The organism is Staphylococcus croceilyticus, assembly GCF_002902575.1.
Classification (GTDB): domain Bacteria; phylum Bacillota; class Bacilli; order Staphylococcales; family Staphylococcaceae; genus Staphylococcus; species Staphylococcus croceilyticus.
The window spans coordinates 15,921-38,205 of record NZ_PPRD01000061.1 but is presented as its reverse complement, the minus strand read 5'-3'; the positions used below and the strand labels follow the sequence as shown (position 1 = coordinate 38,205).

Genomic DNA, 22,285 nt, shown 5'->3' with positions numbered 1-22,285 from the left:
AGCCTCCATTTTTTTATAGTTAGTCCTATTATTTCACATTTTCTTCGTTTTGTTTATATTTTATACCGTTAAAAAAGAAATTAAGAATAATTGCAGAAATTGCCCCTAACACAATACCATTTTGAGTTAACCAAGCAAATTGTTCACCTAATGCTTTAAAGGCTTGAGGCACTGCACTTATACCCGTTCCTAAACCAACAGATACGGCAATAATTAATAAATTATTTTGATTTTTAAAATCGATATGGCCTAAGATACTCACACCATAAGCCATTACCATGCCAAACATAGCGATCATTGCGCCACCTAATACAGGTAAAGGAATGATATTAGCTAAGGCACCTAATTTAGGTATGCAACCACAAATTAGGAGTAATACCACCATGCCATAAATAATGTTATTTTTCTTAGCACCCGATAAAGATACTAAGCCTACATTTTGAGAATAAGCAGTATAAGGAAACGAGTTGAAAATCGATCCTAAGATAATCGCTAGACCTTCCGCAGTGTAACCTTTACGGAAATCTTTACGTTCAAGTTGTCTACCAGTAATCTCACTTAACGCATGATAAACCCCAGTAGATTCTATCAAGCTGACAATGGCCACAATAGTGAACACTAATGTCGCTCCTACATCAAAACCAAATCCTGAAAAACGGAATGGGCGAGGAATACCAAACCAATGTGCTTGGCCTACTTGATTAATGTCTACTAACCCAAACACACTAGCTAAAATGGTTCCTATCACTAAGCCAATGAGGATAGCGATAGATTTTAAAAAGCCCGTTGTAAATCGTTGTAATAAAAGAATGACTACTAACGTTACGCCACCTAGAATTAAATTCTTAGGATTGCCGTAATCTTTTGCGCCTTGTCCCCCTGCTAAATAGTTCATCGCTACAGGCATTAAATTAATACCTATAATTGTAACCACACTTCCAGTCACAACAGGAGGAAAGAATTTAACTAAATATGAAAAGAACGGTGCAATAATCACTACTAAAATACCTGATAAAAATAGTGAACCGTAAAGGACATCTAACCCTTTAGTTTGTCCAATTAATATCATTGGCGCTACCGCCGTAAAAGTACAACCTAGAACAATAGGTAAACCTGTTCCAGTGACTTTATTCGCTTGTAAAAAAGTAGCGACCCCACACATAAAAATATCTACAGTTACTAAGTAAGCAATTTCTTCAGGTGTAAATTTAAGACTAGTCCCTACAATAATAGGTACTAGAATCGCCCCTGCATACATTGCTAATAAATGTTGAAGGCTTAAAATAAAATTTTTCATTCGTTGTCACCTAGTAAAGTAACTTTGTTTCCTTTAAGAGAAGCTACTTTACATAATGAAGAAACTGTTAAACCTGCTTCTTCTAATCTTTGTCGTCCATCTTGGAAACTCTTTTCAACAACAATACCAATACCTACCGTTTCAGCTTTGGCTTGTTGTGCAATATCATATAAACCTAAAGAGGCATCTCCATTAGCTAAAAAGTCATCGATAATTAAGACTTTATCATTTTCACCTAAAAATTCTTCAGAGACGATAACCGTACTCGTTTTATTCTTAGTAAATGAGTGTATATCCGTACTATAAAATCCATCTTTCAATGTGCTTGGTTTTGCTTTTTTAGCAAATAAGCAAGGCACATCAAAATGTAGTGAAGCCATAATTGCTGGCGCGATACCTGACGCTTCAATCGTTAAAATTTTAGTAATACCTTTATCTTTAAATTGATCGTAAAAAGTTTTACCAACTTCATGCATTAACTTTGCATCAATTTGATGATTAAGAAAACCATCAACCTTTAAAATCTTTTCATCAATGACGACGCCATCCTCTTTGACTTTCTGTCTAAGCGATTCCACTTTAAAACCTCCTCAATATATATACAAAAAAACCCTAAAACTTTGAAAAGTTTCAGGATCTATGAGTGAACAGGCAATACATCGTAGGATAAACACTTACATAGCGATTAGTTTAAATGTATCACTCTAAAAACACTTTAAAATATAATTTGTTCAATCCCACAGAAAAGCTGTAGCTATATACCTGCCTCCAAAGTCAAACAATGCTATATGTAGTATTTCTAGGTGACCATTTAATAACGTCTTTCCTTGAATTATATTGTACTGTACTCATAGTCATGTCGTTTGCGGCAACATGGTAGAAACTCCTAAAGCCATATTCTTTAGATTATATGAGCGATATAAATTATTATTGATAATAGCAAATTTTTGCGCTCTTTTCAATATTTGAAAAGAGATAAAGCCTAATATGACAGCATTTCTAGGTGTAAGCGTTTTATTAAATGATATCTACCTATATTTGTAAACCATTATCATTTAATTATATAATTATTATAGATTAGTTTTATAAACATTCATTAGGGTATATTTTTATTAAAAGTAGGACGAAATTGGAGGGCGAGAAATATGCCAGATATTACAGTAGTAGATAATCAAGATGAAATTTATAACGTTATTGATAAGAAAAAAGCTGAAGGTTATTCAGAAAATGAATTAACTATTGTGAGTAAAAGTAAATTACATTTAGACGACTTACATGATTCCCAAATTTCATTAGTAGCTACAAGTGGTTCATTCAGTGACCGTATGTCTAGATTACTTACAGGGGAAGACGGAGAAGAAGCAGTGTTAACTCGCTATAAATTATCTGAAGATCAATTAGAAAAGTATAAAAAAGAAGTAATTAATGACAGAATTTTAATTGTGGCTAACAAAGATAACAGTTCTCATGATGAAGTAGAAGAAAACAATTCTGCTTATGAAGAAATTGATATTACACATTATGCAAATGAATCTAAAGGTCCAAAATCATAAAATAAATTAAAAATTTAATGATTTATCACCGTAAAATGAGCTTATATTTAAGTCTGTTTTGCGGTGTTTTTTAATTGTCATTAATATTTACGTTTTTCTTGATGATAGCCTACTTTACAAATGTGCTATACTAAAACAAAAATTATGGGGGTGACATTATGAAATTTCATACTATCCAATCTTTTAACGACAACTATTTTAACAAGGCAGTAGATTTATACAATAAGCAACTCGATATTGATTTTTACGAAGATAGCTCGATAGTTAAAAAATCTTTGCAAAACAACAAAACTGAAAATGACTATGCTTTCATTGTAGGTCTAGATGAGGAAGAAGTAGTTAGCATAGCGACTGCCCATTATGAAGCGACGACGAACTCGGCATTTTTAATTCATTTACTAGCTATAAATAATGCTAGCCACGATGAAATTATTTCGGAAACGCTTCAAGAAATCGAAATTCAATTAAACAAACTTTCTAATAAAGTTCATTCAAGAGATATTAATTTTATAATGGTCGAGGTCCCTAAAGAAACAAATATTAATAATCAAGATGAAGCATTATTAAAACAACGTATACATTTGCTTCTAACGAATGGTTTTGAAAAACAAAGCGAAATCGAATATTTACATCCAAACTATTCGAATGAAACTTCTCCATTTGAAGTTGATCTGTTTATTAAATCAAATATTGAATTAACAAAGGATATTTACCCAGCAAGTGTTAAATCAAATTATATTCTTAAGTATGTCTTTGCAAATGGCATTTCTAGAGATATTATTTACCCACTCTTAGAACGTATGAATTTACGCTTACCTCTATAAGAACACTTGAAATGAGCGATATAAAGGGTTAAACTAAATAGCGAGGTTAGACTGACGTTTCACTGGCCGAAGACCGACGTCGGTGTAAATAAATATAGAAACGAAAGGACTTTCAGCTATGTTAACTAAAGAATTCGCTCAACGTGTCGACCTAAGTGAAAAACAAGTCCGTAAAATTGTGCAACATTTAGAAGAACGTGGTTATCAACTTAGCAAGACAGAATATCGTGGTCGTGAAGCCACTGATTTTAAAGAAGAAGATATCGAGTTATTCCAAGATATCGCGGAGAAAGTTAAACAAACAAATAGTTATGATTTAGCATTTGAAGAATTAGAGAAAGAAAAAGATTTTTTACAAGTCATTGTTAAAGAAGACAATGAACAATTACCTGCTGATAACAGTGTGGCTCAATTAGTAGGCGATTTACGTAACGAAATTCAAAAAATGCGTGAAGAACGCCAAATGCTTGCGCAAATGATTAACCAAGTTAATCAACAACAAAATGAATTAAAAGAACTTCAAAGTCAAATTACTAATAAACTTGAAGCTAATAATCAATCTTTACAAGCAATCCAAACATCTCAAGAAGCTATTCAAAATGCTCAAAAAGAGCAATCGGAATACACTAAAAATGATTTAGTTAAAGAAATTAACGATAATAATGAACAAGCGATAAAAAATACAGCCTCAATGAATAGACCCTCAACTGAGAAAAAAGGGTTTCTAGCTAGATTATTTAATCTTTAATATATAGTTTAAATTCAAACCATAGTCTATAAGGACTATGGTTTTTTCTTTTCAAAAATTAAAAATCTAGATATTAAAATTTTATAAAAACTACATTTTTAATAAATATAATTTTATTTTTTATTATAAGCTATTGAAATAATATTAAAATGATACTATCCTTATTAAGTAAATCGGAATTAAATTACATCAAAGGAGATTGCTTTATGGGGACTTTTTTTACAGTTATTAACATTGTCATAATGATTGCCTTTCTTATTGGCTTATTCTTTATGGCGAAAAAGCATGTTTCCTTCCCTAAACGTGTATTTACAGCTTTAGGTTTGGGAATTGTGTTTGGTATTGCTTTACATTTAATTTATGGTGTTAATTCAAAAGTACTTGAAACAACAACAGATTGGTTCAGTATTGTCGGCGACGGTTATGTTGCTTTATTACAAATGATTGTTATGCCTTTAATATTTATTTCAATCGTTTCAGCATTTAGTAAGATACAAATTGGGGATAAATTCGCTAAAATTGGTTCTTATATTTTTATATTCTTAATTGGTACTGTGGCTATCGCGGCTATAGTAGGAATTTTTTATGCCATTGTATTTGGTTTAGATGCATCAAGTATTGATTTAGGTAGTGCTGAAAATGCTCGCGGAAGTGAAATTAGCAGTAAAGCTAAAGATTTAACAGCTAATACGTTACCTCAACAAATCTTAGAATTATTACCAAGTAATCCATTCTTAGACTTCACTGGTCAACGAACTACTTCTACAATTGCGGTAGTGATTTTTGCGATATTTGTAGGTTTTGCATGTTTACGCGTAGCACGTAAACAACCTGAAAATGGTAGCTTGTTAAAACGTGGTATTGATGCTATTTATTCATTAGTAATGTCAATTGTTACTTTTGTTTTACGCTTAACTCCATACGGTATTTTAGCGATTATGGCTTCTACCATTGCTACAAGTGACTTTGCAGCGATTTGGACATTAGGTAAATTTATGATTGCTTCATATGCTGCTTTAATAACAATGTATATTATTCATTTAATTATCCTAACGATTATGGGAATAAATCCTGTTCGCTATGTTAAAAAGACATTCGAAGTGCTTATCTTCTCTTTCACATCAAGATCAAGTGCAGGTGCATTACCATTAAACATCCAAACACAAACACAACGTTTAGGTGTGCCAGATGGTATTGCTAACTTCTCTGCTTCTTTTGGTTTATCTATTGGTCAAAATGGTTGCGCAGGAATTTATCCAGCTATGCTAGCTATCATGGTAGCGCCAGTAGCTAAAGTTGATATAGATTTACCATTTATTTTGACTCTTATTGGTGTAGTAGTAATTAGTTCATTTGGTGTAGCTGGTGTAGGCGGTGGTGCAACATTCGCATCTATTCTTGTATTATCAACGCTTAACCTTCCAGTCGCTTTAGCCGGCGTACTTATTTCAATTGAACCAATTATTGATATGGGACGAACTGCTCTAAACGTTAATGATTCAATACTAGCAGGTACTGGTACAGCTAAATTAACTGGTAACCTCGATAAAGAGAAATTTAATTCAAATCAATATGGTGATTTATCTACACAATAATTAATAGCTATTAAAAAGCGTAGCCAACATTCTAGTATGATGAATATATTAGAATGATTGAGCTACGCTTCTTTATTTATAATAGCCTTATCGCTTCATTAAACCTGCTTTATTTAATTGTTCCAACATGTCTAAACGTGTTTTTCCACTTAAAAATCCTGCCACTTGTTGTGACCAAGTTTCAGAACGTTCTCCGTTTGTACGTTCTTTATAATAATTGCTAACAGTTTCATCATATTGGTTTAATTCTTCATTTCGTTGTTTTTGATTGCTGTTATAAACATTCTTGTGAAAGACATGTTCAAGTGGCAGACGTGGTTTTGGTGCTCCATTTTCATCATCGGCAGGCTCACCTACTGCCATACCGAATAAAGGAAAAGCATACTCTGGTAAGTCTAAAATTTCACGGACACGGCCAACATCATTACGTAAAGAACCTAAATATACAATACCGTAGCCCATATCTTCAGCTGTTAAAGCAATATTTTCAGAAACAAGTGCAACGTCAATTGCTCCCACTAATAAACCTTCTGCAGATTCAAAAGATGTTTCCATATTATAATCAAATTTTTCATTAATCAGACTATGGCGATAATAATCTAGAACAAATACAAATAAGTAGCCATTGTTTACTACATGAGATTGACCTGAAACTTCTTTTAATTGCGCTTTAATTTGAGGATCATCAATACCAATAATTGAATATGTTTGTAAATAACTAGATGTAGAAGCATTTTGCCCAGCTTCGACTAGTTTTTTTACTACATCTTCACTTAAAGGTTTATCTTTAAATTTTCTTACTGAATGGTGTTTTTTAGTTAAATCATAAACATGATTTGACATTTTATTCACTCCTTATTATCTACTGAATATATCGTAACAAGTTCAGCTTATATTTGTCTTGAAAGTCACCTTTCTCTTTTTTAATAAAAAATTTGTATGCTTGTATTTTTGTAGTTATCATAATAGTAACAATTTTCAGATATTTAAGGAGAGATATTATGCCTCAAGCTAGCAAAGAAATTTCAAACGCACTATATAAAGCTTTTATTTCTAAGAAACCTATTGAATTTGTCAGTAAAACACATGACATTAGTGAAGAAGATGCATATAAAACTCAAGATGATTTAATTGAACAACTTAAAAAACATGAGAAAGCTACTGTGAAAGGTTATAAAGTGAGCATGACAAGTGCTGCTACCCAAGCTATAGCTAATACTCACGAGCCTGCATACGGTACAATCTTATCTACTCAGGTTGTTAAAAGTAACGCAAAAGTATCTTTATCAAATCTTTTTGATCCATTATTAGAACCAGAAATTATTTTCGAGCTAACTGCTGATTTACCTAAAGATGCTACTAATCAAACTATCTTAGAGAGTGTTAAAATTGCAGCAGGAATTGAAGTCCCAGACGCACGTTATAAAAATTGGTTCCCTAATTTCACATTAGGCGATTTAATTTCAGATAATACTGCTACAGGATTAATTGTCGTTGGGGAAAGCGTTACACCTTTAGAATATAAAGAATTTGCAGACATTAATTTAGGATTATTTAAAGATGAGAAGCAAATTGAAAAAGGTCATTCAAGTGAAGTATTAGGTAATCCTATTGAATCAGTAAAATGGTTAAACAAAAAATTACATGCTCATGGTAAAAAATTAGAAAAAGGCCAATTCATTTCTTCAGGCACATTTATCTCTCCCCTACATTTAGAAAAAGGCACTTACACTGCAAAATATGATAAAGTTGGCAGCGTTACAGTCGAGATAGTAGATTAATTATATATCAAGGTCAGGATAGCGTAGCTTCCTGGCCTTTATAATTATTAAGTAGAGAATCTAATAATCGTACCAAGTGCTTACCCTCAATTTCTTATCTCCTACACTATATATAAACGTTCCTTGTTTATGTTTTACTTCTTCATTTTCAAAAAAATAAATCTTCTCCATTATCAAATACAGATGTTTAGTTGAGAATGATAAAGGATAATTGATAGTAAGAGGTATTTGTAATTTACAATGTTCATTTAAAAAATATAAATTTAAATACTTCTTAACTATCTTAACAAATTATACAAAAACCCTTATTTAATAGTATTTAAGCAATATTTCGTTTCTTACAAGTGTATTAAGTTGACGAAATGGAAACGAAGTGTAATAATAATATTCAAGAAATTAGAATTATTATAAATAAGCAATTATTCTTATGTAATTCTAAAAATTTTTCGAAAATCAGGAGGAATTTAAGTTATGTCTTTAATCAATAAAGAAATTTTACCATTCACAGCTCAAGCTTATGATCCTAAAAATGACGAATTTAAAGAAGTAAGCCAAGATGATTTAAAAGGTTCTTGGAGTGTAGTTTGTTTCTACCCTGCTGACTTCTCATTCGTATGTCCAACTGAATTAGAAGATTTACAAAACCAATATGATAAATTACAAGATTTAGGTGTTAACGTATTCTCAGTATCAACTGATACTCATTTCGTACACAAAGCATGGCACGATCATTCAGATGCTATCAGCAAAATCCAATACACTATGATTGGTGACCCTTCTCAAACTATTACTCGTAACTTTGATGTATTAGATGAAGAAGCTGGATTAGCTCAACGTGGTACATTCATCGTTGACCCAGATGGCGTAGTTCAAGCAGCTGAAATCAATGCAGACGGTATCGGCCGTGACGCTAGCACATTAGTTAACAAAATCAAAGCAGCTCAATATGTACGTCAACATCCAGGTGAAGTATGCCCAGCTAAATGGGAAGAAGGTTCTGAATCATTACAACCAGGATTAGACTTAGTAGGTAAAATTTAAGGAGGCATTACAGAATGCTTAATGCTGATTTAAAACAACAATTACAACAGCTTTTAGGTCTTATGGAAGGCGATGTTGAATTCAGAGCTAGTATCGGTTCTGATGACAAATCTAAAGAGTTAAAAGAACTTTTAGATGAAATCGCTGAAATGTCAGACCATATAACTATTGTAGATAAAGAGTTAAAACGTACGCCAAGTTTTACAGTAAGTAAACCCGAAGAAGATACAGGCATTACGTTTGCTGGTATTCCATTAGGCCACGAGTTCAACTCACTTGTTTTAGCAATTTTACAAGTGAGTGGTCGTGCCCCTAAAGAAAAACAATCAATCATTGATCAAATTAAAGGTTTAGAAGGTAACTATAACTTCGAAACTTATGTAAGTTTAACTTGTCAAAAATGTCCAGACGTTGTTCAAGCATTAAACTTAATGAGTGTAATCAATCCTAATATTACTCACACTATGATTGATGGTGCTGTCTTCCGTGAAGAATCAGAAGACATTATGGCTGTACCTGCAGTCTTCTTAGACGGTGAAGAATTTGGCAATGGTCGTATGACTATTTCTGATATCTTAACTAAATTAGGAAGCACACAAGATGCTTCTGAATTTAACGATAAAGAGCCATATGATGTTTTAATCATCGGTGGTGGACCAGCAAGTGGTAGTGCTGCAATTTATACTGCACGTAAAGGCTTACGTACAGGTATTGTAGCTGATCGTATTGGTGGTCAAGTTAACGATACTGCTGGTATCGAGAACTTCATTACTGTTAAAGAAACAACTGGTTCTCAATTCTCTGCTAACTTAGCAGCACATATCGAAGAATACGATATTGATACTATGACAGGTATTCGTGCTACAAGTATTGAGAAAACAGATAAAGCTATTCGTGTAACACTTGAAAATGACGCAGTTCTTGAAAGTAAAACTGCTATTATTTCAACAGGTGCAAGTTGGCGTAAATTAAACATTCCTGGCGAAGATCGCTTAATCAACAAAGGTGTTGCTTTCTGCCCTCACTGTGACGGTCCTTTATTTGAAAATAAAGACGTGGCAGTTATCGGTGGCGGTAACTCAGGCGTTGAAGCAGCTATCGATTTAGCAGGTATTGTTAACCATGTTACATTATTTGAATATTCATCTGAACTTAAAGCAGATACGGTATTACAAGACCGTTTACGTTCTCTATCAAACGTAGATATTCACACAAATGCTAGAACTGCTGAAGTTTTAGGTGACGATCATGTAACTGGATTAAGTTATGAAGACTTAGCATCAGGTGAAATGAAAGAAATTAGCCTAGATGGTGTCTTTGTACAAATTGGCTTAGTACCAAACACAAGCTGGATTGGTGACGCAGTAGAATTAAATAATCGTGGAGAAGTAGTTATCGATCGCGATAATCATACAAATGTTCCAGGTATCTTTGCTGCTGGAGACGTTACTGATCAAAAAAATAAACAAATTATTATTTCAATGGGCGCAGGTGCCAACGCGGCATTAAATGCCTTTGATTATATAATTAGAAATTAATAACTAGAAATTTTCTAGTTTGTCACTTAACCTATCAAATATCTTCATATAAACCGAGATGCTCATATGAGTATCTCGGTTTTTTATTTAATTTATATATTTATTTAAAGTTCTATGCTATTTTACAAGTAGGTAGACATAAATAAGGAGGCTTTTTTTATAATGCTAGATGTAACAAATAGAATTACCTCAGAGCAATTTAGTAATTTAAAACAATTTTTAAATTTGCCTCAAGATTATGATGAACTTCAAGCAATATTACAATTTTATCATGACGAGAATATACTTAAACTTTACAATAGTATGGATCAAACTGAAAAAAATTATATAAGTACTTTTTTAAAAAATAACGATTCTCTCATTTTAATTAATAAGAAAAAATTAAAAAAATTACCAATATTATATAAATATGGCGCTATTACTTTTATCAATGAAGATACATTTGATGTAAATAATATAATTCTAGACGCAATAAATAGAGTAGCATTAAATGAGAAATATCCTGAGCTTTGGCAAAAAACGTACAGAGAACAGCTTTATATTGAGAAACTTCATATTCAATATAAAGCAATTAATAAATTTAAAGACATTTCTCTTAAAGAGGAATTAGATCAATATAATATAGATAGCTTAAAAAGTATCTGCCGTCATCATAATATCAAAGGGTTTTCAAATAAACGAAAAGCTCTCATTATTGATTTAATTGTAAAAAAAGTTTTTCAAGATTTCACAATCTTAAAAGAGGAATTAAGTTCGATGACGCCTAAAATTTTCGATATTTTTATCGATACATATAAAAGCGGTAAAAATGTTAATACAGACTATGACTTGGAAGAATTAAATTCACATTTAGGAGTAGAATTTCATATCTTTGCAGAGGGTTTATTTATTTTAAGATTCGACACATATGATGGTGTAATCATTATTCCAAAAGATGTAATGGAACATTTTTCAAAATATGTAGATAGCATTGGCGGTATTGAGAATGTAATAGCAGATTTACATGCATTAAACAATAATGAAGATTTTTTTGAAAATGAATTACTTGATTTATTAAATGATGATATAGATTTACCAAGTTTCTTAGGTATAGAAGAAGAAAATATTAATGAAGATGCTTTAAAAGATTTATTTAGTGAAAAAAGTATAAATTCTATATTCACTAATACTCTTAATAATTTAATGCGTGAAGAGCTTGTAGAAGATAAGATTACTAAAATAAAAAAAGAAAATAAAAGTAGCAAGGAAATCACTTTATTTAGATTTTATGTTGCTACAACGAATTTATACGGCGTCGTATCATTACAGTTTATTTCAAAATTGTTAAAACAATTATTGAATACTTCAAAAACTAAAAATGAAATTAAACTACATATTCAATCATTAGATATAAAAGATTTTACCGTTATCAAACAAGGGTATTTAGTGCATCCCTTAATTGCGCCTTATATAGATCCAACAGAAAGTGAATCATTACCATTTGATTATTATATTCCTTCATCTTTAAAAGAACTACTTTATTATGATATTCATGAATACTATAAAGAAACAAAAGTCATCAAAAATTTTAAAAAGTTTCTTAAACAATTTTTAACTACTAAAGATAACGAAGAGATAAATTCACATATTAATTTATTATTACACGAATTACGTTCTTCTCCTGATCCAGATCAAGCACTTATGTCTATAGAAACAATGATTGATGGAGAAATATTACGTCCCATACCTGAAGGTCAACTCATTACACAATTTCAAAAAATATGGAATGAGTTAAGATTGTGGGCTGCAAAAGGTCATACTGTACTTGAAATAGACAAATACTTGCCATAAATTGTTCATAGATAATTTTTATTTTAAGTTCTTATCATTCAAATATTTTCCTATAAATGATACTCTATTATTATGTTTTATTAATAAAGGAGATTATTAAAATCTATGAAAAAGAGTATTATAGTTGGCGCATTTTTAACACTACTATTAACTTTAAGTGCATGTGCACCTCATAATGATAACAATGATGATAAGAACGAAGATCATCTACAAAGTAATGGTATTACCGCTCCCAAACATGCTAAAAATGTAACTGATAAAGACGTTTTCACCTCAGATAAAACTAACCAAAAAATTAGCGAAGATGAGATGAATAAAGCAATCCAGAAATATTTAGATGTTAATAGCGATATTCTAGATAATAAATATATTTTACAAAGTCAGATAGATAAACAAAGTGGCGGACAAACAAGAGTCACAAAAGCTCAAGCAAATAAATTGAGCAAATTATCGAATGTTGCCGTTAAAAATGACTTACACTTTAAGAAATTTGTTGAAAATAATACTATTCCTACAGGTTATCAAGATAATGTGACTCGTATTATCAACTATTTCAACGCTTTAAATAGTACAATTTCAGATATAGACGAAAAAATAGAACAGCTTAATTACGAGCCTCAAAATACAATTAACGTTGTTGATGTACCTACTCATTATGCCGGAGATGTAAATGGTAAACAGCAAAATAAAATTAAAAAATTCTTAAAAGATAAAAATATCAAAACAGATGTTTTTGATAAATAATAGAAGAAACCCCAACTTTAACGAGCGACTCAATTTCGTTAAAGTTGGGATTTTTAAATTTCTATGTATATCGGCTTACAGTTTTCTATATTCTGATCTAACGCTTCTTTTTCAGTAAGCATTCCGAAGTAAACTAGCATGCATCGAATGACTACTTGATGAGCTACGATTACTATTGTTTCTGAGTCTTGCGAAACTTCATTTTCAAAAAATAAACGAATTCTATTTAAGACATCTCCGTAACTCTCACCTTTAGGCGCTTTCTGTGTAAAACTATGACGGAAATCTTTATATTCTGGATGATTGAAATATTGATGATACTGAGCATCTTTCATTAATTTATCTTTATATTCTCCTTCAAATACACCTAGTGAGCGTTCTCTAAGACCTGATGTAACGGTAGTAGGAATATCATATGGAAAGATATTATTATAAGTTTCAATCGTACGTGTTAAATCAGATACATAGACATGATCAATATTCATATCTTTAAAGTAGCTTTCTAAGCTTCGTGCACCTTCAATACCTTTTTTAGTTAAATGTACATCTAATTGACCGCAAAAATAAGCACGATGATGTTTGTTATCATAATTCGATTGAGACTCGCCATGTCTCACTAAATATAGTTTCAACTTAATAGTTCTCCTTCTTTTTTTAAAATTAAGCACTCTTACTCAATAATAAATTAACCGAAAGTCCAATTAAAATAAAACCTACTGCATAATCAAATATCGACTTAATCTTTGGATTACTAAATAGTAATTTGATATATTGAAAAACAAAAACGCAAAATAAAAACCAACCACATATCACTAAAATGACTATAATCGATAATATTGCAATTTGTGATTTTACTTCAATACCACCAGTTGATAAAAATTGTGGTAAGACACTGACATAATACAATAAAGCTTTAGGATTTAAAATAGTACTCAAAAAACCCTGGCGGTAAGAAGTAAAACGGCTAACATTATTTTTAACATTTTTAGTAGAAGTAAAATCCAAAGATTGACGTGCACTAATGATACTTTGAATTCCTAAATGTATTAAATAACAAGCACCTAAAATTTTAATAATAAAAAATACATAATATAAACTTGTTAGTATGTAAATAATTCCAAGTACCGCTAAGGATGAATAAACAATATGTGCCGACGTGATACCAAATGTTGACATTGCTCCATTTAATTTCCCAGAATGAATCGTGTTTTTCATAACAATTAAAAAGTCTGGACCAGGTACGATGATAATAAGAAGTGTAATAATAATGAAAGTTGCGATACCATTCATATGACACCCTCCTCAAGTAAAATATTACATTAATTATGCCATATGAAAGGCGATCAAGGTAAGACATCCAGGCGTCTAAAAAAGAAATTAGAACTTTAATCTTGTGCAAAAGGCTTTATTTACACACACATGCTATTAAATATTTTTACCACTTTAATATGATTATATAATTTTGTAGCTTTTAATAGTTTATGATTGTCATACCATTGCATTACATGATACTATTAACATGTAGTTAAAAACTACAAAGTCTTTTATATTCATGAACATAATACTCCTGGGTGACGCCTTAACCCGACGTCACCCTCTTTTTATGCCCTTTTTTACTATTTAATTCTCCATATAAAAAAGAGAGCCTACTTAACATAGCCCTCTTTGATAATTCAAATATTATTATTTTTTTAGAACACGGAAGATTAAACTTACGATGAAAATAAGAATAATTGCACCTAATAATGCTGGGAAGATTGGTACGCCGCCCCATACAGGACCCCACATACCGAAGATTCTACTACCAATTGCTGAACCGATTAAACCAGCGATGATGTTACCAATGATACCACCTGGGATGTCTTTACCCATGATCATACCGGCAACCCATCCGATTAATCCGCCGACGATTATCATAATAATAAAGCTCATAATCAGAACTCTCCTTATCTTTTTGTTTTATTTACTTCTTACTTATACCACCATTAATGCTTTTTAAACGTATTTATTAAAAAATAATTAACTTTTTTTAAGAAATATACTTAAATTCAATTTTAATACTTCTGAATTTTTTCGTTATGGGACATAACTAGATTAATCACTAACCATACAATTTGTATAATAATTGGAAGCAAAAATGCTACTGCTAAAATAATAATAGATACTGCTCTTAATTCTGGTGTTTGAAAAATACCCGCTGCATCTGTACGTCGTGTCCAAATCATAACTGAACTGCCAATGAATAAGATGATCCAAAATGCAGAAACAACCCACCATAAAATCCATGAGAGTTTCATTTCCTTACCTCCAAATAGATTTTTTAACATTTAAGTATTAGTCTATTCCCTTTTCCAAAAATAAAAATCATAAAAGTACATTATTATGAAAATCTATAAAATTCTAATGCATTCTTATAAAATATTCTGTCTTGAATGTCTTGATTAAAATTATTCTGAATTAATTGGATATCTCCTTCATTGAATGGACGATTAGCACGTGTGGAAGGCAAATCAGTACCAAACATGATAGCTTTGGGATTAATATTAATTAACTCTTGAATAGCTAAAACAGGATCGACTTCAATACGACCGAAGCCCGTTGCTTTAACGTAAACGCCATGTCTAACTAAGTCTTTCAAATCTTCAAACCCCTCTTCAGTTAAACCTAGGTGATCAATAGATACTTGCGGTAATTGAAGAATAATGTCTTTATAGTCAGTTAATTTCTTCGACTCAATATAAATTTCAGTGTGCCAACCTACTAAATCATAAACGCGTTGTGAGAATTCTTTAAGTTTCGAAATATCTTCTGAACCTCCACGTTTAACATTGAATCTAATTCCTTTAATCCCCAAAGCATTTAATCGACGAATTTCTTCATCGCTTGTAGTCATAGGTAGCTGAGTGGTCCCTACGAATTTGCCATCTAATTTATTAAGCGCATCTGCTAAATAATCTTGATCAAAACCTTGGAATGAACCTGAAACGATTGCTCCGCCTATTATGCCTAAATCTTTAGTACGGTTTAAGTAGTCATGTGTAGCGAAGGAAGGTGGCATGTAACCATTATTCTCTTTAATCGGAAAATTAAAATCAATAATATGAAAATGTGCATCAAATATTCTCATAACGCTAACCCCTTTGTTTATAGATTGTAAATTAAAAATAACATAATTATGAATTATGACTTAAAAGACTTGATAAAATTCATGAAGAGGAATAGTATAGTAAAATAACTTGGGTTTATTATCATAAAAGACTTAATAAGTTTGTTAGAAAGGTAATTTAACAGGGAAAAAAATAAGATTATCTTATATTTTACAAGCTTAGCATTTACAGGGAGGTTATGTATCATGAGTTCACATACACTTTTTAACTTAAGAACAAAACGAAATCTTGAAATTAATGAATTAACAGAGTTATTAAATAAAAAATATGGTACACATTATGAACCACATCAATTATGGGAATGGGAAAATCATCAACATGAACCTAATTTTAAAGATGCGATGATTCTCGCAGACTTCTTTAATACACCTTATCAAATGTTAGTGGAAAGCAAATATAAAGAATATCAACAACATATTGATGATATAGATATTCGTTTATAAATTAAAATAATTAAATCCGACTTCGGTATAGAAGCCGGATTTTTGTGTGTAGTTAGATATAATTTTTTCGGAATTTCCTCCGTGTAGGGGTCGATTATTCCCCTTCAGTATTGTTATCGCTATTGTCTTGTTGTTGATCTGAAGCTTGTTGTGCTTGATTTTGACCTTGTTGTTGGTCTGAAGCTTGCTGTTGGTCTGTTTGTTGTTGCGCCTGATCTTGATTGCCACTATCTGTATCTTGTTGTTGGCTTTGGTCTTGTTGTGCTTCATTACCTTGACTACCTGCAGCATTCTGAGCAGGAGTGTTTTCAACATTGTCTTGTGCTTCTTTACTATTCGCTATAGTTTGACCTTTGTCAGCTTGTTGTTGATCATCGTCACTATTTTGTTGGTCCTCATTACTATCTTGTTGGCTGTTTTCTTCTTCAGATTGTTGGTTTTTCTGTTTATTACTTTGTTGGAGTAGTGATTCATTTGCTTTTTTGAAGTTAGCTTTTTGTTCATCAGTCATATTATTATAGTTATCAACTATTTCACCAGTTTTTTTATCAACCATAGCTACATATGGCATTCCTCTACCATAAGCATCACTAGCAGCATAATCGATATGATATTGGTCACTTGTACTTTGGTCAGGATTATATTTGAACTCACTTCTTAACCTAGCGCCATAACCTTGTTTTTTGTACCAATCATATACAATATCTTCAGCATCTGTAGAACTTATATTGCTACCTTGATCTTGGTTATTTGAGTCTTCCTCATCTGTTGCCTCTTCATCATTTTCAGATGTATCATCTTGAGCTTGATTATCTGAGTTAGTTTCGTCATTATTGTTAGAGTTATCGTTACCGTCTGAGCTATCGTCATTAGTACTATCTTGGTCTTGAGATTGTTCTGAATCAGTCATGGCTTCGCCGCCAGCTTCAGTCTGTCCATCTGAATTGTTGCTATCGTTTTGCGCATCATTATTTGCTGATGAATGTTCTTTATTACTAGATTCATCGCCAGATTTTTTAGGGTCATTCGATTTTTTGCCTGAATCGTTATCTTTCTTTTGCTCTTGCTTTTCATTGTTAGAATTTTCGTCGTCTCCGCCTGGTAAACCGATATTTAGACTACATGCTCCCAATAGAAATGTTGACGCCGTTAAACCTGCTAATAAATATTTTCCCTTCATAATTTAAAAACTCCTTATGTATATCTACTTAAATCATAACATTTAATATTCATTTTATTAACAATATCGCACAACTTATTACTAACTTTAAAAATAATTTACATTGTAATTTTTAACTACATTTATTATTTTAATATTAATACAGATAGTTTATTTTTTGAAAAGGAGACTTACACAATGCAAATAACCACAAATTGTAGTTTAAAAACTTTCATTTAATGACGAGTTAGTGTGCCGGGTAGTCTTACTTTAACCGAGCATCATTTAACTTTTGAATCATTCAGTTTAACTAACAGTGCAATTAATATAAAAATTCCGCTTGAAGATATTAAAAAAGTTCAACTAAAAAATGGCATCTTTATAAAATCATTAGGCATATTCTACAATAACGATTGGTATATATTTAAATACTTTCAAGATAATAACTATAATAAAATATACAACCATCTGACTCAGAACAAAAATTAAATTAGCAATCTTACACTATAGCCCTTCCTCAAATTTCAAAGCACAAAAATAACCCCGTAAGCCTTAAGCCTACGGGGTTTAACCAATACTTATATATTAGTTTTCGTCTTTAACATATGGTAATAAAGCCATATGACGAGCACGTTTGATAGCTGTAGTCAACATACGTTGATATTTAGCTGAAGTACCAGTTACACGACGTGGTAAAATTTTACCGCGTTCTGAGATAAAACGTTTTAATAATTCAGTATCTTTATAGTCGATGTGTGTAATACCATTTGCTGTGAAGTAGCAAACTTTTTTACGACGACGACCGCCTCTTCTTGGTCCACCTGCCATGGTTAATTACCTCCTTTTGAAATAGTTTTTATACGTTCATTTTATTATTAGAATGGTAAGTCATCATCACTAATATCAATCGGTCCATTTGCATTTGCAAAAGGATTATCAGATTGTTTATTATTTGATGATTGATTATTATTGTAAGACGTATTTTGTCCTGATTGTTGACCACCAAATCCTTGACCGTAGTCTTGGAAATCATTGTTACTACTTTGATTACGTTGGCCACCTTGAGCATTTTTAGGTTCAAGGAATTGAACACTATCAGCTACAACTTCAGTAACAAAGATACGACGACCTTCTTGATTTTCATAACTGCGTGATTGTATGCGACCATCAACGCCAGCTAAACTACCTTTGAATAAATAATTATTCACGTTCTCTGCTTGTCTTCTAAACACAACAACATTAATAAAGTCAGCTTCGCGTTCCCCTTGAGCATTCGTGAAAGTACGATTAACTGCTAGAGTAAATGTCGCTACACTTACGCCTGAGGGAGTGGTTCTGTATTCTGGATCTTTAGTTAAACGACCTACTAATACAACTCTGTTTATCATTAAAACGCCCCCATTAAATTATTACTTATCTTGGTCTTCACGGATAACGATATAACGGATGATATCGTCACTGATTTTAGCTAAACGTTGGAATTCGTCTGTGGCTCTGTTGTTATCAGTTTTAATGCGTACGATGTTGTAGAAACCTTCTTTGAAATCTTCAATTTCATAAGCAAGACGGCGTTTACCCCAGTCTTTTTCTTCTAAAACTTCTGATCCTTCTGAAGCTAAGATACCGTTAAAGCGTTCAACAACAGCTTTTTTAGCATCCTCTTCAATGTTTGGACGTACGACATACATAATTTCATATGTTCTCATTTTATACTTGCACCTCCTTGTGGTCTATGCGGCCTATCGACTCCTGTCGACAAGCAAGGAATAATTTTCATTACTCACAATCAAGAATTATAGCATAGAGCATTACTTTTTACAATAAATATTCACTCTCTCATTTTTCTTTTTTGAAAAGGCAGTCCCAAACATGCAATAATGCTCATGTGTTCCTTCTTAATATCAATAAACACAGTCAAAACAATAAATTGCACAAAAAAAGATGTAAAAGTACTTCTCAAAACAGAACAAATGTTCTATAATAATGGTGAGGTGTAAAACATGCAATTAGATTTAGATTGGAACAAAGATTTCCAAGAATTTCAAGAAGTCTTAAATTGCGGTATCAATCCAGAATGGTTATATTGCGCAAAAGCCAATATGATACTCGAACCTGCCTACACTGGAGAAGGTAAACAGTTTTTTAGCACCAAAGACATTATTGAAGCAAGTAAAGTTATACCGTTCTTTTAAGATACAACGAAATAAATCATATAAAAAAGCAATGTAAGTTCCCTGTCACTCTAAGCCACACGAAACTTACATTGCTTTATTTTATAAATTTAAAAGATTTATTGCGAATTGTAATTCTAAACGTTGAATCTGAAGTGAACAATGTCGCCATCTTGCATAATATATTCTTTACCTTCTAAACGTTGCTTACCTGCTTCTTTAGCACCTTGTTCCCCGCCATTTGCAACATAGTCATCATAACTTGTTACCTCAGCACGGATGAAACCACGCTCGAAGTCAGTATGAATAATACCTGCACATTGTGGTGCTGTCATACCTTGTCTAAATGTCCAAGCACGAACTTCTTGTACACCAGCAGTAAAGTAAGTTGATAATCCTAACAATTCATAAGTTGTTCTGATTAGTCTATCTAAACCTGGTTCTTCAATGCCTAAATCTTCTAAGAACATTTCTTTATCTTCATCATCTAAAGTAGCGATTTCTTCTTCAATCTTCGCACTAATAACGATAACTTCTGAAGCCTCTTTCGCAGCATACTCACGAATCACTTTCACTTTATCATTATCTTCATTACCAATTTCATCTTCGCCAACGTTAGCTATATAAAGCATTTTTTTAGATGTTAATAATTGAGCTTGATTAACATATTTTTGATCTTCGTTATTAAACTCTAAACTACGAACAGGGTTACCATTTTCTAGCGCTTCTTTAATTCTAGATAAAATGCGTAATTCCATTTCAGCAGTTTTGTCCTTTTGACGTGCCATTTTTTCAATTCTAGGTAAACGTTTTTCTACTGATTCTAAATCAGCTAATACTAATTCCATATTGATAACTTCAATATCGTCTAAAGGATCAACACGTCCTGATACGTGTGTAACATTTTCATCATCAAATGCACGAACAACTTGGCAAATGGCATCTACTTCACGGATATGTGATAAGAATTTATTACCTAAACCTTCACCTTTAGAAGCACCTTTAACAATACCTGCAATGTCAGTGAATTCAAAAGTAGTCGGAATTGTTTTCTTTGGTTCTACCATTTCAGTTAATTTATTTAAACGCGTATCTGGTACTTCAACAATACCTACGTTTGGATCAATTGTTGCGAAAGGATAGTTCGCAGCTAATGCGCCTGCCTTAGTTATTGCATTAAATAGAGTAGATTTACCAACGTTCGGTAACCCTACGATACCTGCTGTTAAAGCCATTAATCATTCTCCTAACTTTCTGTATCTTGATGAGATACTAATATTTTTTTTAATTTTTTATTAAACGTCTGACGTGGAATCATAATACTTCTTTGACAGTTTTCGCATTTAATACGAATATCTGCACCCATACGAATAATTTTAAATCGGTTTGTTCCACATGCATGTTGTTTTTTCATTTCTACTATATCATTTATTCCATAATTTGACGTCATGAAATTGCCCCCAACGATAATTAAGCTTTATCTTGTGCATCCATACTTTTCACATAGATTGGTTGTGGTAATTTAATACCTTCTTGTACGAAAACTCTTTGAATTTCTTTACGTAAAATTCTTGAACCTGAGGCACCTTCACCAGGAATCGTTTCTGCAGAAATTCTAAATACTACTTTCGTTTCATCAATCGAATCGATACCTTCCACTACAGGATCTGTAATGAAAAGATAATATTTACTACGCATTGCAGTAAATAATTTATTTAATCGTTTTTCAACTTTATCTAAGTTTTCCTCTACAGAAACTGGAATTTTCACAATAGCGAAACCATTTGTAATAGAGAAGTTAGTAATCTCTCCCATACTACCATTCGGCAGAATCGTTAATTCACCACTAATCGTATTAATACGCGTCGATCTTAAACCAATTGATTTAACCGTACCTTCAGCTACAGTCGTACCACCGCTATTAATTTTAACGTAGTCGCCTACATCAAATTGATTTTCGAAAATAATAAAGAAACCAGTAATGATATCCTTTACAATCGTTTGAGCACCAAAACCAACTGCTAAACCTACAACACCAGCACTGGCAATAACACCTTCTACGCTAATGCCAAATTTGCTTAAAATTGTTGTAATAACGATGAACCATACGATATATTTTACTACATTTTGAACAAGTGACACTAGTGTTCTAGAACGCTTCTTATTTCCTTTACTACTTTTATTTTGAAGTTTAAATGCTTGTTCAATAACTTTATTCAATATAGCAATCACTATTATGGCTACTAGAATATAAATAAGAATTAAAATAAGTTTAATTCCTAAGTTTTCATATGTTTCTGGTTTAGTTAAAGGTTCAAATAGTGAAGATAGCACATTTTTAACCTGATTCATTCAAAACTTTCCTCCCTTGAATTTAGATTTTTCATCATAATT

General features: G+C 31.8%; 26 protein-coding genes, 1 pseudogene and 1 riboswitch. Of the genes and pseudogenes, 12 read left to right on the top strand and 15 right to left on the bottom strand.

Going from position 1 to position 22,285, the window contains the following annotated elements:
* Positions 1 to 28 precede the first annotated feature (28 nt).
* Together pbuX and xpt are read right to left on the bottom strand one after the other, a co-directional pair.
* Positions 29 to 1,297 (bottom strand): xanthine permease PbuX, encoded by a 1,269-nt coding sequence (pbuX, locus tag CD128_RS08140; protein WP_103297765.1) that lies wholly within the window; start codon positions 1,295 to 1,297, stop codon positions 29 to 31.
* On the bottom strand, positions 1,294 to 1,875 hold the full coding sequence (gene xpt / locus CD128_RS08135) for a xanthine phosphoribosyltransferase (RefSeq protein ID WP_103329490.1): 582 nt from the start codon (positions 1,873 to 1,875) through the stop codon (positions 1,294 to 1,296). Before xpt ends, pbuX begins: the two co-directional genes overlap by 4 nt.
* Before the next feature lie 253 nt (positions 1,876 to 2,128).
* Positions 2,129 to 2,231, bottom strand: a riboswitch (purine riboswitch).
* A gap of 211 nt (positions 2,232 to 2,442) precedes the next feature.
* Here xpt and CD128_RS08130 point away from each other — a divergent pair.
* The 4 genes and pseudogenes from CD128_RS08130 to CD128_RS08115 all read left to right on the top strand — a co-directional run bounded on the left by CD128_RS08130 (position 2,443) and on the right by CD128_RS08115 (position 6,017).
* Complete coding sequence (locus tag CD128_RS08130) at positions 2,443 to 2,850, top strand: general stress protein (protein ID WP_103329489.1); 408 nt, start codon at positions 2,443 to 2,445, stop codon at positions 2,848 to 2,850.
* 158 nt (positions 2,851 to 3,008) lie between these two features.
* A complete protein-coding gene (locus CD128_RS08125; protein WP_103329488.1) occupies positions 3,009 to 3,674 on the top strand; it encodes a hypothetical protein in 666 nt (221 codons plus the stop codon).
* Positions 3,675 to 3,792: 118 nt separating this feature from the next.
* A pseudogene (locus tag CD128_RS08120) lies at positions 3,793 to 4,290 on the top strand (DNA-binding protein); the annotation flags it as partial.
* Between the two features lie 338 nt (positions 4,291 to 4,628).
* Positions 4,629 to 6,017, top strand: coding sequence for an L-cystine transporter (locus CD128_RS08115; protein WP_103329486.1), 1,389 nt, complete (start codon positions 4,629 to 4,631; stop codon positions 6,015 to 6,017).
* Positions 6,018 to 6,104: 87 nt separating this feature from the next.
* Here CD128_RS08115 and CD128_RS08110 read toward each other — a convergent pair whose 3' ends face one another.
* Complete coding sequence (locus CD128_RS08110) at positions 6,105 to 6,860, bottom strand: NADPH-dependent oxidoreductase (RefSeq protein ID WP_103329485.1); 756 nt, start codon at positions 6,858 to 6,860, stop codon at positions 6,105 to 6,107.
* 158 nt (positions 6,861 to 7,018) lie between these two features.
* On the opposite strand from CD128_RS08110, the gene CD128_RS08105 reads away from it, so the two are divergent.
* From CD128_RS08105 to CD128_RS08085, 5 genes are all read left to right on the top strand, one after another.
* Complete coding sequence (locus CD128_RS08105; protein WP_103329484.1) at positions 7,019 to 7,798, top strand: 2-keto-4-pentenoate hydratase; 780 nt, start codon at positions 7,019 to 7,021, stop codon at positions 7,796 to 7,798.
* A gap of 471 nt (positions 7,799 to 8,269) precedes the next feature.
* Positions 8,270 to 8,839 (top strand): alkyl hydroperoxide reductase subunit C, encoded by a 570-nt coding sequence (ahpC, locus tag CD128_RS08100; protein WP_103298382.1) that lies wholly within the window; start codon positions 8,270 to 8,272, stop codon positions 8,837 to 8,839.
* A gap of 14 nt (positions 8,840 to 8,853) precedes the next feature.
* Positions 8,854 to 10,377, top strand: a complete 1,524-nt coding sequence (gene ahpF, locus CD128_RS08095; RefSeq protein ID WP_103329483.1) for an alkyl hydroperoxide reductase subunit F — start codon at positions 8,854 to 8,856, stop codon at positions 10,375 to 10,377.
* A gap of 162 nt (positions 10,378 to 10,539) precedes the next feature.
* Positions 10,540 to 12,207, top strand: a complete 1,668-nt coding sequence (locus CD128_RS08090) for a hypothetical protein (RefSeq protein ID WP_103329482.1) — start codon at positions 10,540 to 10,542, stop codon at positions 12,205 to 12,207.
* Positions 12,208 to 12,312: 105 nt separating this feature from the next.
* Positions 12,313 to 12,951, top strand: a complete 639-nt coding sequence (locus tag CD128_RS08085) for an NDxxF motif lipoprotein (RefSeq protein WP_103329481.1) — start codon at positions 12,313 to 12,315, stop codon at positions 12,949 to 12,951.
* A 53-nt stretch (positions 12,952 to 13,004) separates the two neighbouring features.
* Here the strand turns inward: CD128_RS08085 and CD128_RS08080 are convergent, their stop codons facing one another.
* The 5 genes from CD128_RS08080 to CD128_RS08060 form a co-directional block, all read right to left on the bottom strand.
* Positions 13,005 to 13,583 carry a histidine phosphatase family protein gene (locus CD128_RS08080; protein ID WP_103329480.1) on the bottom strand — a complete coding sequence of 193 codons (579 nt, stop codon included), beginning with the start codon at positions 13,581 to 13,583 and terminating at the stop codon, positions 13,005 to 13,007.
* 28 nt (positions 13,584 to 13,611) lie between these two features.
* The gene (locus tag CD128_RS08075) at positions 13,612 to 14,241 is read right to left on the bottom strand and encodes a LysE family translocator (RefSeq protein WP_103329479.1); all 630 of its coding nucleotides are present in this window, start codon (positions 14,239 to 14,241) and stop codon (positions 13,612 to 13,614) included.
* A 393-nt stretch (positions 14,242 to 14,634) separates the two neighbouring features.
* Positions 14,635 to 14,883 (bottom strand): GlsB/YeaQ/YmgE family stress response membrane protein, encoded by a 249-nt coding sequence (locus tag CD128_RS08070; RefSeq protein ID WP_103329478.1) that lies wholly within the window; start codon positions 14,881 to 14,883, stop codon positions 14,635 to 14,637.
* Positions 14,884 to 15,005: 122 nt separating this feature from the next.
* Positions 15,006 to 15,248 (bottom strand): DUF3923 family protein, encoded by a 243-nt coding sequence (locus CD128_RS08065; RefSeq protein WP_103329477.1) that lies wholly within the window; start codon positions 15,246 to 15,248, stop codon positions 15,006 to 15,008.
* An 83-nt stretch (positions 15,249 to 15,331) separates the two neighbouring features.
* Entirely contained in the window at positions 15,332 to 16,078 is a 747-nt protein-coding gene (locus CD128_RS08060) for an amidohydrolase family protein (RefSeq protein ID WP_103329476.1), read from the bottom strand.
* Between the two features lie 225 nt (positions 16,079 to 16,303).
* Here CD128_RS08060 and CD128_RS08055 point away from each other — a divergent pair, with 225 nt between their 5' ends.
* Positions 16,304 to 16,561 carry a helix-turn-helix domain-containing protein gene (locus CD128_RS08055; RefSeq protein ID WP_103329475.1) on the top strand — a complete coding sequence of 86 codons (258 nt, stop codon included), beginning with the start codon at positions 16,304 to 16,306 and terminating at the stop codon, positions 16,559 to 16,561.
* A 94-nt stretch (positions 16,562 to 16,655) separates the two neighbouring features.
* Here CD128_RS08055 and CD128_RS08050 read toward each other — a convergent pair whose 3' ends face one another.
* Positions 16,656 to 17,741: a hypothetical protein gene (locus tag CD128_RS08050; protein WP_103329474.1), complete on the bottom strand. Its 1,086-nt coding sequence runs from the start codon at positions 17,739 to 17,741 to the stop codon at positions 16,656 to 16,658.
* Positions 17,742 to 17,972: 231 nt separating this feature from the next.
* On the opposite strand from CD128_RS08050, the gene CD128_RS12045 reads away from it, so the two are divergent.
* A complete protein-coding gene (locus tag CD128_RS12045; RefSeq protein WP_103329473.1) occupies positions 17,973 to 18,209 on the top strand; it encodes a GRAM domain-containing protein in 237 nt (78 codons plus the stop codon).
* A 96-nt stretch (positions 18,210 to 18,305) separates the two neighbouring features.
* Here the strand turns inward: CD128_RS12045 and rpsR are convergent, their stop codons facing one another.
* The 3 genes from rpsR to rpsF are packed head-to-tail and all read right to left on the bottom strand — an operon-like array spanning position 18,306 to position 19,426.
* Positions 18,306 to 18,548 (bottom strand): 30S ribosomal protein S18, encoded by a 243-nt coding sequence (gene rpsR / locus CD128_RS08040; protein ID WP_002447994.1) that lies wholly within the window; start codon positions 18,546 to 18,548, stop codon positions 18,306 to 18,308.
* A 47-nt stretch (positions 18,549 to 18,595) separates the two neighbouring features.
* Positions 18,596 to 19,108 carry a single-stranded DNA-binding protein gene (ssb, locus tag CD128_RS08035; protein ID WP_103329472.1) on the bottom strand — a complete coding sequence of 171 codons (513 nt, stop codon included), beginning with the start codon at positions 19,106 to 19,108 and terminating at the stop codon, positions 18,596 to 18,598.
* Positions 19,109 to 19,129: 21 nt separating this feature from the next.
* Complete coding sequence (gene rpsF, locus CD128_RS08030; protein WP_011276867.1) at positions 19,130 to 19,426, bottom strand: 30S ribosomal protein S6; 297 nt, start codon at positions 19,424 to 19,426, stop codon at positions 19,130 to 19,132.
* A 294-nt stretch (positions 19,427 to 19,720) separates the two neighbouring features.
* On the opposite strand from rpsF, the gene CD128_RS08025 reads away from it, so the two are divergent.
* Complete coding sequence (locus CD128_RS08025; protein ID WP_011276869.1) at positions 19,721 to 19,912, top strand: hypothetical protein; 192 nt, start codon at positions 19,721 to 19,723, stop codon at positions 19,910 to 19,912.
* 116 nt (positions 19,913 to 20,028) lie between these two features.
* Here the strand turns inward: CD128_RS08025 and ychF are convergent, their stop codons facing one another.
* The 3 genes from ychF to CD128_RS08010 are packed head-to-tail and all read right to left on the bottom strand — an operon-like array spanning position 20,029 to position 22,243.
* On the bottom strand, positions 20,029 to 21,126 hold the full coding sequence (gene ychF, locus CD128_RS08020) for a redox-regulated ATPase YchF (RefSeq protein ID WP_103329471.1): 1,098 nt from the start codon (positions 21,124 to 21,126) through the stop codon (positions 20,029 to 20,031).
* A gap of 11 nt (positions 21,127 to 21,137) precedes the next feature.
* The gene (locus tag CD128_RS08015) at positions 21,138 to 21,341 is read right to left on the bottom strand and encodes a DUF951 domain-containing protein (protein WP_103298370.1); all 204 of its coding nucleotides are present in this window, start codon (positions 21,339 to 21,341) and stop codon (positions 21,138 to 21,140) included.
* A 20-nt stretch (positions 21,342 to 21,361) separates the two neighbouring features.
* A complete protein-coding gene (locus tag CD128_RS08010) occupies positions 21,362 to 22,243 on the bottom strand; it encodes a mechanosensitive ion channel family protein (protein WP_103329470.1) in 882 nt (293 codons plus the stop codon).
* Positions 22,244 to 22,285: the final 42 nt, after the last annotated feature.

Coding starts and splice junctions, on each gene's coding strand:
- pbuX (WP_103297765.1), bottom strand. CDS start 1,297: ATGAAAAATTTTATTTTAAGCCTTCAACATTTATTAGCAATGTATGCA.
- CD128_RS08130 (WP_103329489.1), top strand. CDS start 2,443: ATGCCAGATATTACAGTAGTAGATAATCAAGATGAAATTTATAACGTT.
- CD128_RS08125 (WP_103329488.1), top strand. CDS start 3,009: ATGAAATTTCATACTATCCAATCTTTTAACGACAACTATTTTAACAAG.
- CD128_RS08115 (WP_103329486.1), top strand. CDS start 4,629: ATGGGGACTTTTTTTACAGTTATTAACATTGTCATAATGATTGCCTTT.
- CD128_RS08110 (WP_103329485.1), bottom strand. CDS start 6,860: ATGTCAAATCATGTTTATGATTTAACTAAAAAACACCATTCAGTAAGA.
- CD128_RS08105 (WP_103329484.1), top strand. CDS start 7,019: ATGCCTCAAGCTAGCAAAGAAATTTCAAACGCACTATATAAAGCTTTT.
- ahpC (WP_103298382.1), top strand. CDS start 8,270: ATGTCTTTAATCAATAAAGAAATTTTACCATTCACAGCTCAAGCTTAT.
- ahpF (WP_103329483.1), top strand. CDS start 8,854: ATGCTTAATGCTGATTTAAAACAACAATTACAACAGCTTTTAGGTCTT.
- CD128_RS08090 (WP_103329482.1), top strand. CDS start 10,540: ATGCTAGATGTAACAAATAGAATTACCTCAGAGCAATTTAGTAATTTA.
- CD128_RS08085 (WP_103329481.1), top strand. CDS start 12,313: ATGAAAAAGAGTATTATAGTTGGCGCATTTTTAACACTACTATTAACT.
- CD128_RS08075 (WP_103329479.1), bottom strand. CDS start 14,241: ATGAATGGTATCGCAACTTTCATTATTATTACACTTCTTATTATCATC.
- CD128_RS08070 (WP_103329478.1), bottom strand. CDS start 14,883: ATGAGCTTTATTATTATGATAATCGTCGGCGGATTAATCGGATGGGTT.
- CD128_RS08065 (WP_103329477.1), bottom strand. CDS start 15,248: ATGAAACTCTCATGGATTTTATGGTGGGTTGTTTCTGCATTTTGGATC.
- CD128_RS08060 (WP_103329476.1), bottom strand. CDS start 16,078: ATGAGAATATTTGATGCACATTTTCATATTATTGATTTTAATTTTCCG.
- CD128_RS08055 (WP_103329475.1), top strand. CDS start 16,304: ATGAGTTCACATACACTTTTTAACTTAAGAACAAAACGAAATCTTGAA.
- CD128_RS08050 (WP_103329474.1), bottom strand. CDS start 17,741: ATGAAGGGAAAATATTTATTAGCAGGTTTAACGGCGTCAACATTTCTA.
- rpsR (WP_002447994.1), bottom strand. CDS start 18,548: ATGGCAGGTGGACCAAGAAGAGGCGGTCGTCGTCGTAAAAAAGTTTGC.
- ssb (WP_103329472.1), bottom strand. CDS start 19,108: ATGATAAACAGAGTTGTATTAGTAGGTCGTTTAACTAAAGATCCAGAA.
- rpsF (WP_011276867.1), bottom strand. CDS start 19,426: ATGAGAACATATGAAATTATGTATGTCGTACGTCCAAACATTGAAGAG.
- CD128_RS08025 (WP_011276869.1), top strand. CDS start 19,721: ATGCAATTAGATTTAGATTGGAACAAAGATTTCCAAGAATTTCAAGAA.
- ychF (WP_103329471.1), bottom strand. CDS start 21,126: ATGGCTTTAACAGCAGGTATCGTAGGGTTACCGAACGTTGGTAAATCT.
- CD128_RS08015 (WP_103298370.1), bottom strand. CDS start 21,341: ATGACGTCAAATTATGGAATAAATGATATAGTAGAAATGAAAAAACAA.
- CD128_RS08010 (WP_103329470.1), bottom strand. CDS start 22,243: ATGAATCAGGTTAAAAATGTGCTATCTTCACTATTTGAACCTTTAACT.